At 71.0% G+C, this 13,158-nt stretch carries 11 protein-coding genes and 1 rRNA gene; 11 read left to right on the top strand and 1 reads right to left on the bottom strand.

The features are described from left to right. Positions 1-170 precede the first annotated feature (170 nt). Together rrf and VGB75_19155 are read left to right on the top strand one after the other, a co-directional pair. A 5S ribosomal RNA gene (gene rrf, locus VGB75_19160) occupies positions 171-288 on the top strand. A gap of 1,415 nt (positions 289-1,703) precedes the next feature. Continuing rightward, the gene (locus VGB75_19155; GenBank protein ID HEY0169168.1) at positions 1,704-2,252 is read left to right on the top strand and encodes a tetratricopeptide repeat protein; all 549 of its coding nucleotides are present in this window, start codon (positions 1,704-1,706) and stop codon (positions 2,250-2,252) included. 1 nt (position 2,253) lies between these two features. On the opposite strand, the gene VGB75_19150 is transcribed toward VGB75_19155, so the two are convergent. Then, positions 2,254-3,519: a DUF1015 domain-containing protein gene (locus VGB75_19150; GenBank protein HEY0169167.1), complete on the bottom strand. Its 1,266-nt coding sequence runs from the start codon at positions 3,517-3,519 to the stop codon at positions 2,254-2,256. A gap of 65 nt (positions 3,520-3,584) precedes the next feature. Between VGB75_19150 and VGB75_19145 the strand changes: the two genes are divergently transcribed. The 9 genes from VGB75_19145 to VGB75_19105 form a co-directional block, all read left to right on the top strand. Beyond that, complete coding sequence (locus VGB75_19145) at positions 3,585-4,643, top strand: HAD-IIA family hydrolase (protein HEY0169166.1); 1,059 nt, start codon at positions 3,585-3,587, stop codon at positions 4,641-4,643. Positions 4,644-4,693: 50 nt separating this feature from the next. Further along, positions 4,694-4,870, top strand: coding sequence for a hypothetical protein (locus VGB75_19140; GenBank protein ID HEY0169165.1), 177 nt, complete (start codon positions 4,694-4,696; stop codon positions 4,868-4,870). 10 nt (positions 4,871-4,880) lie between these two features. After that, positions 4,881-5,672 carry a TlyA family RNA methyltransferase gene (locus VGB75_19135; GenBank protein ID HEY0169164.1) on the top strand — a complete coding sequence of 264 codons (792 nt, stop codon included), beginning with the start codon at positions 4,881-4,883 and terminating at the stop codon, positions 5,670-5,672. Then, entirely contained in the window at positions 5,669-6,568 is a 900-nt protein-coding gene (locus VGB75_19130; GenBank protein ID HEY0169163.1) for an NAD kinase, read from the top strand. The genes VGB75_19135 and VGB75_19130 overlap by 4 nt, the downstream gene beginning before the upstream one ends. Before the next feature lie 9 nt (positions 6,569-6,577). Continuing rightward, entirely contained in the window at positions 6,578-8,560 is a 1,983-nt protein-coding gene (gene recN, locus VGB75_19125) for a DNA repair protein RecN (GenBank protein ID HEY0169162.1), read from the top strand. A 53-nt stretch (positions 8,561-8,613) separates the two neighbouring features. Then, complete coding sequence (gene steA / locus VGB75_19120; protein ID HEY0169161.1) at positions 8,614-9,801, top strand: putative cytokinetic ring protein SteA; 1,188 nt, start codon at positions 8,614-8,616, stop codon at positions 9,799-9,801. Continuing rightward, positions 9,798-10,718: a copper transporter gene (locus tag VGB75_19115; protein ID HEY0169160.1), complete on the top strand. Its 921-nt coding sequence runs from the start codon at positions 9,798-9,800 to the stop codon at positions 10,716-10,718. Before steA ends, VGB75_19115 begins: the two co-directional genes overlap by 4 nt. Positions 10,719-10,835: 117 nt before the next feature. After that, entirely contained in the window at positions 10,836-12,566 is a 1,731-nt protein-coding gene (locus VGB75_19110) for a CTP synthase (protein ID HEY0169159.1), read from the top strand. Continuing rightward, the coding region (locus VGB75_19105; protein ID HEY0169158.1) for an NUDIX hydrolase at positions 12,563-13,158 on the top strand (596 nt) is incomplete at its 3' end. The genes VGB75_19110 and VGB75_19105, both read left to right, overlap by 4 nt.

Genomic DNA, 13,158 nt, shown 5'->3' with positions numbered 1-13,158 from the left:
ACTTGCTCACACTTCTCATCAACAGCATCTTTCGAACATGTCCTGGGCCGCACCATTCGACATGAACACACTCGCGTCCCACTGTGTGGTTCTGAAACCACACCACCACACCACACACACACCCCGGACGGGGTTGTGTGTCAGGTGTGTGGTGCTTCGTTTCACCGCGTTACGGCGGTCTATAGCGGAGGGGAAACGCCCGGTCCCATCCCGAACCCGGAAGCTAAGCCTCTCAGCGCCGATGGTACTGCGCGGGCCACTGCGTGGGAGAGTAGGACGTCGCCGGACACACTTTCGACCAAGGTCGTTCGGCATTCGCCGAACGGCCTTGGTTGGTTTTCGAGCCAGGCTGTTCGGTTGGTGCCGAACGAGCCTGGCTCTTTTTCTTTCTAGACGAGCAGGATGATGACATGGCTGACTATGGATCTGGCCGGGGCGGCTCCAACGCCCGGCGCGATGGACGCGGCACGCCCAGTAGCGGTGACCGTGACCGGACCGGCGCTTCGGCGGGGCGTGGCACCCCAGCTGGGCGTGGCGCCCCCACTGGACGTGGCGCTGCGACGGGGCGTGGTGCTTCGGCTGGACGCGGTGCTTCGACCGGGCGTGGTGGCCAGGGGGACGGCGCCGGCAGACCGGGTTCCGCCGGACCGGGCTCCTCCGGCCGTGGCTTTGTCTCCCGCGGGTCCTCTGCCATCGGCCGCAGCGCCGGTGGCACAAGCCCTCGTCCAGACGGACAGCGGTCCGCGGGCCCTCGGCAGGACAGCCGGAGCTCCTATGGACGCCCGACCACCGGCTCTGACTCCCCGCGTCGCCCCGACCGCGCCGGTGGGGGTTATCGAGCCGCCGGCCAGTCGCGTGACCGGTTCGCCGGCGCTGACGAACGCCCCAGTGGTGGACCGAAGCGTTTCGGCGCCTCGAACGACCGTGCAGACTCTGCTGGTTCCCCACGTGGCGGTGACCGCGGGCGATCGCAGAGCGGCAGGCCTACCCGTTCTGACAACGCCCGACCCGCACGCCCGGATACTCGGGAGCAGTACGGTTCATCGTCCACTGTGCGAAGTTCTGGCTATGAGCCCCGGCGTGCGCCGGCCCCTCATCGGCCGGCGACAGGCGCCCGCCCTGAGCGCGCTTCCGGTTCGGCCGCCAATTGGTGGGAACCAGGCGGTTCAGGCACCTCACGCCAAGGCGATAGCAGAGCATCCGGTCCGCGTCGTGATGCCGGTTCTGGTGGTGGGCACTCCGGTCCGCGTCGTGATGCTGGTTCTGGTGGTGGGTACTCCGGTCCGCGTCGTGATGCTGGTTCTGGTGGTGGGCATCAGAGAACCGGCAGCCGCAGTGACAGCGGAGAGCGTCGCGACAGCCGTGCGCCGAGCGCCGGAGGCCGGGGCCGGGATTCAGCCGGTTTCGACAGCGGCGCTCGGAACAGCCGTCCCGAGCGTCCAGTCGGCAACCGCTCCTACGGCGGTGGCCGTCCGTCAACCGGCGCAGGCGCTGAGCGGCGCTACCCGCGTGCCGACGGCGCTGGCCGCGGTCGCAGCAATCGGATCGAGGAGGACTACGAGTCGACCAGGGGCTCCCGGCCGACCCGAGGCGCCGAGATCGCGATTCCACCCGGCACCGATCCGAAGCTGCTCGACCCATCGGTTCGCTCAGAGCTGCGCTCGCTCAGCAAACTCGCCGCGGAATTCGTAGGCGCCCATCTGGTGGCAGCGGGCCAAGCGATCGACACCGACCCGAAGAAGGCATTGGAGCACGCCCGCGCCGCCCGCGGCCGAGGCGCTCGGGTGGCCGCGGTCCGTGAAGCGACCGGGCTGGCGGCTTACCACGCAGGTGAGTGGGCCGAGGCCTTGTCCGAGCTGCGCGCCGCTCGCCGGATCTCCGGTGACCCCAGCCACATCGCGGTCATGGCCGATTGCGAGCGCGCATTGGGTCGACCTGAGCGAGCGCTGAAGGCGATCGAGGACCCTGTGGTGCCCAAGCTCGAGCCCAGCATCCGCGCCGAGCTGATCATCGTGGTGGCCGGCGCCCGACGCGACCTCAACCAGCTAGACGCCGCGCTGGCCACGTTTGAACGCGGGGGCCTGGACACCAAGAACCCGAAGCCCGGCAGCGCCCGGCTCTGGTACGCCTACGCCGACGCCCTGGTCGCAGCCGGCCGGACCCAGGAGGCGATCCAGTGGTTCGGCGCCGCCGCGAAAGCCGACTACGACGACGAGACCGACGCCGCTGACCGGGCCGCGGACCTGCTCTGAGCTACTGGTCTGCGAAGCGCCGGAGCACCACGCCGGATGCCGGCTTGGGCGTGAACAGCGTCGACTTACGGGGCATCCGCTCGCCGGCGGCCGCTACGGCGGCCACCGCCTGAACCGGCGTGGGCCGCACCAGCACCGCGGTTCGCCCGGTGTCCAGCGCCTCGGCCAAAGCCTCGCTGACGCTGTGCGCGTAACCGACGTTGTCCACCGTGTCGCTCAACTGCCACACGTGCTCTACCAGCACGCGGTGCAATATCGTTATGTCAAGTTCTCCGAGTGCGGTGCCAGCAGCGGCCCCAAGGGCCTGTCGCTGGATCTCCGCCGACAGGCCTGACACGAGGACGGCTTCGTCCTCGTGGGCCAGGACGACCGCGAAGCCCTCAACCTGGCTCAGCGACTTCTCCGCCGCCGCGACTGACATCGGCTCACTGATTTCGGCGGCGGCGCTGGTCAGCTCAAGGATCCGGTTCCACTCCAGTGCCACCACCCGGTGAATCGGATGGACCTGCGGGCCGTAGGAGGAGGTGTCGACGAGCAGCGTCAGACCCCGATCCCAGGGGCCGGGCTCGCCATGGTGATCGGCCTGCAACTGCCGGTAGGTGGCGTAACGGTGGTGGCCATCGGCGATCAACGCCCGGCGGCCGGCGAGGTCGGCTGCCACCGCGGCGTGCGCGGCCGGGTCGGTGATCGCCCACAGCCGGTGCCCAACCCCGTCCGGGGTGTTCGCCGTGCTCGTCGGATCCAGGTCGCTGACCGAAGCCACCAGTTCAGAGGCCGCCCCGCCGCCGTCGTACACCAGGTAGATCGGCTCCAGGTTCGCCTCGGTGGCGCTCATCAGCGCCAAGCGGTCTGACACCGGTCCGGCCATCGTGTTCTCATGCGGCAGGATCACCCCGTCCTCCGGGTCGCGGAGTTCGACCGCCCCGAGCAGGCCTCGGGTCACCGAGTCGGGCGTGCTCATCTCATAGACGAACAGGGCGGCCTCGTCATCGACAGCAAGCACTCCCCGGCTCAGCCAGTCCTGCAGGACGGCCTTGGCGCCGGCGTACCGGTCCCCGTCGCCGAACCGGGCTTCGTCCTGCTCTGGAAGGATCAACCGGACGACGTTGGTGGGACTGGCCTGGACCAGGGCAGCCCGGTCGGCGCCGGAGATGACGTCGTAGGGCGGAGACAGCTGCCGCCCCAGGGTGTCGGCGTCCGCGCAGAACCGGGTCGCGCGAAACGGGGCAAGGGACAGGCCACGGCCGGTGGCGAGAGGATCGGTCACGAGGGCCGATGCTACGCGGCAGCCGCGGGGCGATGACGACTGAGCACCTGAGATGAGGAATTCCCATGATCGGCTCACAACAGCCGCTGTCCCGCCGCTACGACGTGGCCCTGTTGGACCTCGACGGAGTGGTGTACCTCGGCGAGCAACCGGTGGCCGGGGCTGCCCAGGCGCTGGCCTCGGCCCGGCAAGCCGGCATGCGGCTGGCCTTCGTGACCAACAACGCCTCCCGCACCCCCGATCAGGTCGCCGAGTTGCTCCAGCGGGTCGGGGTGCCGGCCGCCGCCGAGGAGGTGGTCACCTCCGCCCAGGCCGCCGCGCACTACCTGGCAGACCGGCTGCCGGCCGGCGCCCCGGTGCTGGTGCTGGGCACCACCGGTCTGATCGACGCCCTCACCGAGCGGGGGCTCAAGCCGGTGTTCTCGGCCGAGCACGACCCGGTCGCCGTCGTGCAGGGCTTCTTTTCGGGCACGGACTGGTTGGCGCTGGCCGAGGGCGCGGTGGCGATCAACCGGGGAGTGCCTTGGCTGGCCACCAACCTCGACGCCACCGTGCCGTCTCCACGGGGGCCGTTGCCCGGCAACGGATCACTGGTGGCGGCGCTGCGGCACGCGACCGGCCGAACGCCTGCCGCCACCGGCAAGCCCGACCCGACGATGCACGCCGAGAGCGTCGAGCGCTCCAACGCCCGCAGCCCGATCGTGGTCGGCGACCGGCTCGACACCGACATCGAGGGCGCCCGCCGGGCCAGTTGCGACTCACTGCTGGTGCTCAGCGGTGTCACCGACGCGGCCCAGCTGCTCGCGGCGCCCGCGTTGCACCGGCCGGATTACCTCGGCCACGACGTCTCGGCGCTACTGCGCGGCCATCCCGAGGTGGCTGAGACCGAGCGACTGGTCAGCTGCGGATCGGCAAGAGTCCAGCTCCGCGGTGCCGAGCTGGTGCTGAGCGGCGGTGACTCCGGCGGCGAGGGTGACGGCGACGGGCTGGACGGACTGCGGGCGTTGGCCGTGGCCGGCTGGCGACTGCTCGACGCCGACCTGACCGTTCGCGCGGTCAACGGCGCCGATGCCGCCTCGACTCGGCTGATCGAGCAGTTCGGTCTCGGACACGCGGCCCGCTGAGGCTGTGGATAGCAGCGGCCATCACCACTCCACCACGTAGCCTGGGCATCGTGACCGATCCCCGCTCAGCCCCAGCTCCCGGCGGCGATGACGTGGTGCTACGCGTCGAGTCCGCCGCCGAGGGCATCGGGGGAGTCAGCGACGGGCCGTTAGCCGAGGCCGTGACCCGGCTTGACGCCCTGCACCGCGAGTTGCAAAGCGCGCTGGCCGATCTCGATCAGGCTTGAGCCGCTACTCATGGTCCGTCGGTTACGTCTGGACGCCGAGTTGGTGCGTCGTCAGCTGGCGCGCTCGCGCGAGCAGGCCGGTGAGTTGATCGAGGCCGGCCGGGTCCAGGTGCGCGGCAATGTCGCCACCAAGGCGGCCACCGGCGTCGAACAAGACACTCCGATTCGGGTGCTGAGCGACACCGATGACCCTGGTTACGCCTCGCGGGGCGCGCACAAACTCCTCGGCGCGCTGACCGAGTTCACCGCCCTGCAGGTCAGCGGCCGGCGCTGCCTGGACGCCGGCGCCTCCACCGGCGGCTTCACCGACGTGCTGCTGCGCAGCGGCGCCCGTGAGGTGGTCGCGGTGGATGTCGGTTACGGGCAGCTGGTCTGGGCGCTGCAATCGGACCCACGGGTGATCGTGCACGACCGGACCAACGTCCGGACGTTGACCCCGGATCAGATCGGCGGGCCGGCCGAGCTGACCGTCGCCGACCTGTCCTTCATCTCACTCGGCCTGGTGTTGCCCGCGCTCACCGCGTGCACGGTGGCCGACCTGGTTCCGATGGTGAAGCCGCAGTTCGAGGTCGGCCGGCAGCGGCTGGGCCGGGGCGGCGTGGTGCGCGAGCCGGCCCTGCGCGCCGAGGCGGTGCTGGCGGTGGCCCGCACCGCCTTCGGGCTCGGCTGGGGGACGGCCGGCGTCGCTCGCAGCCCGTTACCCGGGCCCAGCGGCAACGTGGAATTCTTTCTCTGGCTGCGCCAGGACGCCGACCCGGCCGACGAGGCCATGATCCACGCCATCGCAGAGGAGGGCACATGAGGTCGGTACTGCTGGTGGTGCACACCGGCCGCTCAGATATCCGCGAGCTGGCCAGGCATCTGATCGCCCGGTTGAACGACCTCGGCTTCGAGGTGCGGATCAGCCCGGGTGAGGCCGCTGACGTCGCAGAGGGCGGCGAGCTTGGCGCGGTCAGCCTGCTGGACGCCTCTCAGATCGCCAAGGACGCCGAGGTGGCGCTGGTGCTCGGCGGCGACGGCACGTTCCTGCGTGCGGCTGAGCACGCCCGCAGCGCAGGCATACCGCTGCTCGGGGTGAACCTGGGGCATGTCGGTTTCCTGGCCGAGACCGAGGTCGACGCGCTCGACGCGACGGTGACCGCGATCGTCGAGGGCCGCTATGAGGTGGAGCAGCGCTTCACCCTGCAGGTGACCGCCACCTTGGACGGCGAGGTGATCGCCGAGGACTGGGCGCTGAACGAGGCGTCGGTGGAGAAGAGCAACCGCGAGAAGCTGCTGGAGGTGAGGGTGTCGGTGGATGACCGGCCGCTGCTGCGCTTCGGCTGCGACGGGGTCATCTGCGCGACGCCGACCGGCTCGACCGCCTATGCCTTCTCCGTCGGCGGCCCGATCGTCTGGCCCAACGTCGAGGCGATGCTGCTGGTGCCCAACGCCGCTCACGCGCTGTTCCAGCGGCCGCTGGTGGTGGCGCCGAACTCGCAGATCGGCATAGACCTGATGGGCGCCGACCAGTCCGGAGTGCTGAGCTGCGACGGCCGCCGGTCCCACCCACTGCCGCCAGGCGCCAAGTTGCGGGTGGAGCGCTCGGCGCAGACCGTGACCATCGCGCGGCCGCATCCCACCCCGTTCGGCGAGCGGCTGGTCGCCAAGTTCCAGCTGCCGGTTCGCAGCCTTCGCGACGGCCGTCCCACCACCTAGCAGGACCTAGTGGAAGAGGCTGGCAAGCGCATGCTGGAGGAGATCCGGATCCGTGGGCTCGGGGTGATCTCGGACGCGGTGCTGGAACTGGGGCCTGGACTGACTGTGGTGACCGGCGAGACCGGCGCCGGCAAGACCATGGTGGTGACCGGGCTGGCACTGCTGTTCGGCGGCCGTGCCGACTCGTCCCGGCTGCGTCCGGGAGTGGAGTCGGCCAGCGTCGAAGGCAGGCTGCTGGTCGGCGAGGGGTCACCGGCGGCGCTGGCCGTGACCGACGCCGGCGGCGACCTGGATTCCGACGGCAGCCTGGTGTTGCGGCGGGTGGTGAGCGCTACGGGCCGGTCCCGAGCGTTCGCCGGCGGCGCCTCGGTGCCGGTGACCGTGCTGGCCCGGCTGGCCGAGAGCCTGGTGGCCGTGCATGGTCAAAGCGATCAGCAGCGGCTCACCCAGCCCGCCGAACAGCGCCTGACCCTCGACCGGTTCGCGGGAGTGGACCTGGCCGACTGCCGGGCCGCCTTTCAGCAGTGGCGCGCGGCGGTGGCCGAGTTGGCACGGCGCACCGGCATGGCCCGCGAGCTGGCGCGCGAGGCGGAACTGCTGCGGCACGGCATCGCCGAGATAGCGCGAATCGCGCCGCAGCCGGAGGAGGATGTCGAACTCGCGGCCCTGGCGGCCCGGCTGGAGCATGCTGACGCGCTACGGGTCGCGGCGCGCACCGCCCACGACGCGCTGCTGGGCGACCCCGACGACCCCGCCGGTGAGGCGCCGGACGTCCAGACCCTGATCGCGGCAGCCAGCCGGGCACTGGGCCAGGTCGTCGGCACCGACGCCGCGCTGGACCAGCTCAGCGCTCGGCTGGCCGAGCTGGCCGCCGCGGCCACCGACATCGGCAGCGAGCTGGCCGGGTACCAGACGCAGCTGGAGGCCGATCCAGCCCGGCTGGCCGCGGTGCACGAGCGCCGCGCCGCCCTCAACGGGTTGATCCGCAAATACGGCGTGGGCGCGGTCGGCGACGGCGGCGGCCGGCTTGGCGGGAGCGGCGCCGGGGCACTGGGGTCGGTGCTGGACTGGGCGGCCGAGGCCGAGCACCGGCTGGCAGCTGCCGACACCTCCGACGAGGCGCTGGCGGCGCTGGCCGCCGAGCGTGATCAGGCGGCTGCCCGCTTCACCGAGCTGGCCACGGCGGTGTCGGGGCGACGCCGGCAGGCTGCCCAGCGGTTGTCGAAGCTGATCACCGCCGAACTGGCCGGTCTGGCGATGCCCGCAGCCGCGGTGCGGGTCGAGGTCCGCCCCCGGAACCCGGTGGAGTCCGGCCCGCAGGTCCTCATCGACGGCCGGCCTGCCGGCGCCGGACCCGACGGCGTGGACGAGGTGGAGATCACCTTGCGAGCCCATCCGGACGCCCCGGAGCTGCCGGTCCAGCGCGGCGCGTCGGGTGGCGAGCTGTCCCGGGTGATGCTGGCCATCGAGGTCGCGCTCGCCGGGACCGATCCGGTGCCCACCATGGTCTTCGACGAGGTGGACGCCGGCGTCGGAGGCCGAGCCGCCGTCGAGATCGGCCGCCGACTGGCCCGGCTCTCCCGCAGCCATCAGGTCGTGGTGGTCACCCACCTGGCGCAGGTCGCCGCCTTCGCCGAGCGCCACCTGGTGGTGGACAAGTCGGTGTCGGTGACGAGCAGGCCGGCGGTGACAGGCGCCGCTGCCGCGCAGGACTCCGAGCCGGCCTCCGGCGGCGTTACCCGCAGCGACATCCGATCGGTCAACGGCGAGGACCGGCTGGTCGAGCTGGCTCGGATGCTGGCCGGCGGCGACAGCGCGGTCGCGCGCGAGCACGCCGCTCAACTGCTCAGCTCCGCGCGTCAGGACATCGCCGAGTTCGGCGACGCCGACCGGCGTCGAGGTTCTGCGGCTGCCTGGGCCGGCGCGCCCGAATCCGCCCAGCAGCCCGAGCCGATCACCCCGAAGGCTGCTCGGGCTCGATCCAAGCGGTGAGGCCGCGTGGCGAAGTGCCGGGATCGGCTGGCCGGATGGCACCATCGAAGCTCATGAAGATCGCACTCAGGCAGTCCGACCGGCGTCGCGACGCCGCGCTGCCCGGTATCAGCGGGGTGGCCCGCCTTGATCGGCGGGTGAGCCGGCTGCTGAACCGCCTGCAGCCCGGTGACATCGCCGTCATCGACATCGCCGATCTGGACCGCTCGACCGCTGACGCCCTGGTGGCGGCCGGGGTCAGCGTGGTGGTCAACGCCCAGCAGAGCATCTCCGGCCGCTACCCCAACCTGGGGCCCGAGGTGCTCATCGCCAATGACGTCGCGCTGCTGGACGCTGTGGGGAGCGAGATCTTCGCCGAGGTCAAGGAAGGCTCACGCCTGCGGCTGGACGGCGACGTGCTGCACATCGGAGACAAGGTGGCCGCCCGCGGCGCCAGGCAGGACGCCGACACGGTCCAGGCCGCGATGCGGGCCGCCAAGGCAGGCCTGTCGGCCCAGTTGCAAGCCTTCGCGGCCAGCACGCAGCAGCACATGGAACGTGAGAAGGAGCTGCTGCTGGACGGCGTCGGGGTGCCCGAGCTCAGCACCCGCTTTCGTGGCCGGCACGTCCTGCTGGTCGCCAAGGATTACGACTACAAGTCCGATCTGCGCTCGCTCAAGCACTACATCCGGGAGTTCCGGCCGGTGCTGGTAGGTGTCGACGCCGGCGCCGACGTCCTGCGGGAGGCCGGTTACCAGGCCGACCTGGTGGTTGGCGATCTGGACCTGGTCTCGGATGCGGCGTTGCGCGAGGCCGCCGAGGTCGTCGCGCACGCCGACCATCACGGCCGGGTCAGCGGGCTGGCCCGGGTGCAGGACCTGCGCGTCGAACCGGTCGTCTTCGCCTCCTCGGGCACCAGCGAGGACGCCGCGATGCTGCTGGCCGACGCAGGCTCGGCCAGGCTGATCGTCACCGTCGGAATGCGCGCCACCCTGGAGGAGTTCCTGGACGCCGGTCGCGGCGGGATCGCCTCGACTGTGCTGACCCGGCTCAAGCTCGGCGGCCGGCTGGTGGACGCCAAAGCCGCCGCCCAGCTGTTCCAGACCCGGGTCTCGGCGCTGTCGCTGGTGCTGCTGGCGGTCGCCGCGGTGCTGGCCATCGCCGTCGTGCTGGTCGCCGGCCTCGCCGGAGACAGCTACCTGCATCTCCTGGCCGACGGTTGGGACCATTCTGTCTCCTGGCTTAGGAGCCTGCTGTCATGATCTCGTTCCGGTACCACCTTGTCTCGATCATCGCCGTCTTCCTCGGCATCGCGCTGGGCGTGGTGGTGGGGACCAGCGCGCTCAACGGCGCGGTGGTCGGGGACCTGCGTCATCAGGTCACCGACGCGAAGAAGAACAGCAGCGCCCTGGCCGCGCAGAATCAAGCGCTGCGGGCCCGTTCGGCCCATGCCGACCTGCTGGCCCAGACCTTCGGCGGCAAGATCGCCGGCGCGGCCCTGGCCAAGACCCCGGTGGTGCTGATCGGCGCGCCCGGAGCGTCCAAGCAACTCAAGGACGCGATGGCTGAGCAGGTCACCGCGGCCGGCGGCACTGTCGCCGGCCGGCTGCAGCTGAGCAAGGACTTCAGCGACCCGCGGCGAGCCAACGACATCAGGTCACTGGCGACCTCGGGCCTGCATCCGATCGGCCTGCAATTGCCGACCACCGACGACGCCGGCACGCTGGCCGGAGCGCTGCTCGGCTTCGTGCTGCTGGGCCACGGCCAGAGCACCGACCTGGCACAGGTCATCGCCGGATTCGGGACCCTCAACATGGTCAAGGCCGAGAGCCCGACGGTGGCGGCCGGCAAGCTGGTGCTGTTGGTCGCGCCTGGCGCTCTGCCCAAGGACGACGAGGCCGGCAGGATGCTGCTCTCCTTCGGCGCCCAGCTGGGCGCCAGCACCGGCGGCCCGACCGTGGTGGTCGGTGATCCGGCCTCCAACACCGCAGGCGGGCTGGTGGCGTTGGTGCGCGCCGACGACGCGGCCAGCAAAGCCGTGTCGACAGTGGACGATGCCAACAGCCCACTCGGCGAGCTCACCGTCGCGCTGACCGGCGCCGACACGGTGGCCGGGCGTAAGGGCCACTACGGGACCGGCGCCGACAGCGACGGGCTGCTGCCCGGAGCCGGTGGCTAGTGTCGCTGGCGCGACGTCGGCGTGGTTCGTGTTACCGTGAACTCCCGTGGATATCAGGGGTTTCTGTGAGAGATCCCAGCTCCGCACCTCGTATCGGATGCGACCACGGGAGTCTCGTTGGCTCAATCAGCCCGGACCACTAAGCACCTTTTCGTCACCGGCGGCGTCGCCTCCTCGCTCGGGAAGGGGTTGACCGCCTCCTCGCTGGGCAGCCTGCTCAAGGCCCGTGGTCTGCGGGTCACCATGCAGAAGCTCGACCCGTACCTCAACGTCGACCCCGGCACGATGAACCCGTTCCAGCACGGCGAGGTATTCGTCACCGAGGACGGCGCCGAGACCGACCTCGACATCGGCCACTACGAGCGATTCCTGGACACCGACCTGGTCGGCTCGGCCAACGTCACCACCGGTCAGGTGTACTCGGCGGTGATCGCCAAGGAACGCCGGGGTGAGTACCTGGGCGACACGGTGCAGGTCATCCCGCACATCACCAACGAGATCAAGGAACGGATCCGGTCGATGGCCGCTCCGGGGCCCGACGGCGAGATCCCCGACGTGGTGATCACCGAAGTCGGCGGAACCGTCGGCGACATCGAGTCGCTGCCGTTCCTCGAAGCCGCCCGCCAGGTCCGCCAGGACGTCGGCCGGGACAACTGCTTCTTCCTGCACGTCTCGCTGATCCCCTACCTGGCGCCGTCCGGAGAGTTGAAGACCAAGCCCACCCAGCACTCGGTCGCGGCCCTGCGCAGCATCGGCATCTCGCCGGACGCGGTCGTCTGCCGCGCCGACCGTGAGATACCGGCCAGCGTCAAACGCAAGATCTCGTTGATGTGCGACGTCGACACCGAGGCGGTGGTCGCGGCGGTGGACGCGGCGAGCATCTATGAGATCCCCAAGGTGCTGCACGACGAGGGCCTGGACGCCTATGTGGTGCGCCGGCTGGGGCTGCCCTTCCGAGACGTGGACTGGTCGCTGTGGGGCGGGCTCCTGGAGCGGGTGCGCCATCCCAAGAGCGAGGTGAGCATCGCCCTGGTCGGCAAGTACATCGACCTGCCCGATGCCTACCTGTCGGTCACCGAGGCGCTGCGCGCCGGCGGCTTCGCCCACCGGGCGAGGGTGTCCCTGCGCTGGGTCGCCTCCGACCTCTGCGAGACCCCGGCCGGCGCGGCCGCGCAACTGGCGGGGGTGGACGGGGTGGTCATTCCCGGCGGTTTCGGGATCCGGGGCATCGAGGGCAAGCTCGGAGCGATCAGGCATGCCCGTGAGCGAGGAGTGCCGACGCTGGGGCTGTGCCTGGGACTGCAGTGCATGACCATCGAGGTGGCCCGGCACGTCGCCGGGCTGCCGGGCGCCAACTCTGCCGAGTTCGCGCCCGAAGCCACCGATCCGGTGATCGCCACCATGGCCGATCAGGTCGAGGCGGTGGCCGGCAACGCCGACCTGGGCGGCACCATGCGGCTGGGCAGCTACCCCGCCGAGCTGGTCCCGGGCTCTATCGTGGCGATGGCCTATGGCGCCACGTCGGTGACCGAGCGGCACCGGCACCGCTACGAGGTCAACAACGACTACCGCGAGGTTCTGGCGGCGTCGGGGCTGGTCATCTCCGGGACTTCGCCGGACGGCCGGTTGGTGGAGTTCGTGGAGCTGCCGCGTGAGGTGCACCCGTTCTTCGTCGCCACCCAGGCCCACCCGGAGCTGAAGTCACGGCCGACCAGGCCGCATCCGCTGTTCTCGGCCTTCGTGGCCGCCGCCCTGGAGTACAACGACCAGGAACGGCTTCCGGTGGAGATCCCCGAGGTCGCCGAGACCGCCGCGGAGCTCGCGACGTCCGGCCCGGCCGCCGGATGACCGGGGACCAGCATCGCTTCGAGGTGGTGTCCTCCGAGCGGCGTTTTGCCGGCGCGGTGTTCGACGTGCGCACCGACGCGGTGCGGATGCCGGACGGCTCGGTGGCCGACCGGGACGTCATCACCCACCCCGGGGCGGTGGCGATCCTGGCGCTGGACGCGGCTGACAACGTCGTGATGGTCCGTCAGTACCGGCATGCGGTCGGCCACGAGCTGCTGGAGCTGCCGGCCGGGCTGCTCGACGTCGACGGCGAGCCGGCGCTGACCGGCGCCCGCCGGGAGCTGTTCGAGGAGGCGTCGCTGGCGGCCGGGACCTGGGAAGTCCTGCTGGACATGTATAACTCCTCGGGAATGAGCGACGAGGCGATCCGGGTGTACCTGGCCCGGGGGCTGACCGACATCGCCGAGCAGGACAGGTTCGCCCCCGAGCACGAAGAGATCAGCATGACCGTCGAGCGCCGTCCTCTCGATGAGCTGGTTCGGATGGCGCTGGCCGGCGAGCTGGTGAACGCCACCGCGGTCGCCGGGGTGCTGGCGGCCTGGGCGGCCCGGGCCGACGGCTGGTCGGGGCTGCGTCCGGCCGACGCGGCCTG

Source organism: Jatrophihabitans sp., from assembly GCA_036399055.1.
In the GTDB taxonomy this organism is placed as follows: Bacteria; Actinomycetota; Actinomycetes; order Mycobacteriales; family Jatrophihabitantaceae; genus Jatrophihabitans_A.
Note: the sequence above shows the minus strand (reverse complement) of the source record. Positions and strands in the feature narration are given on the sequence as shown.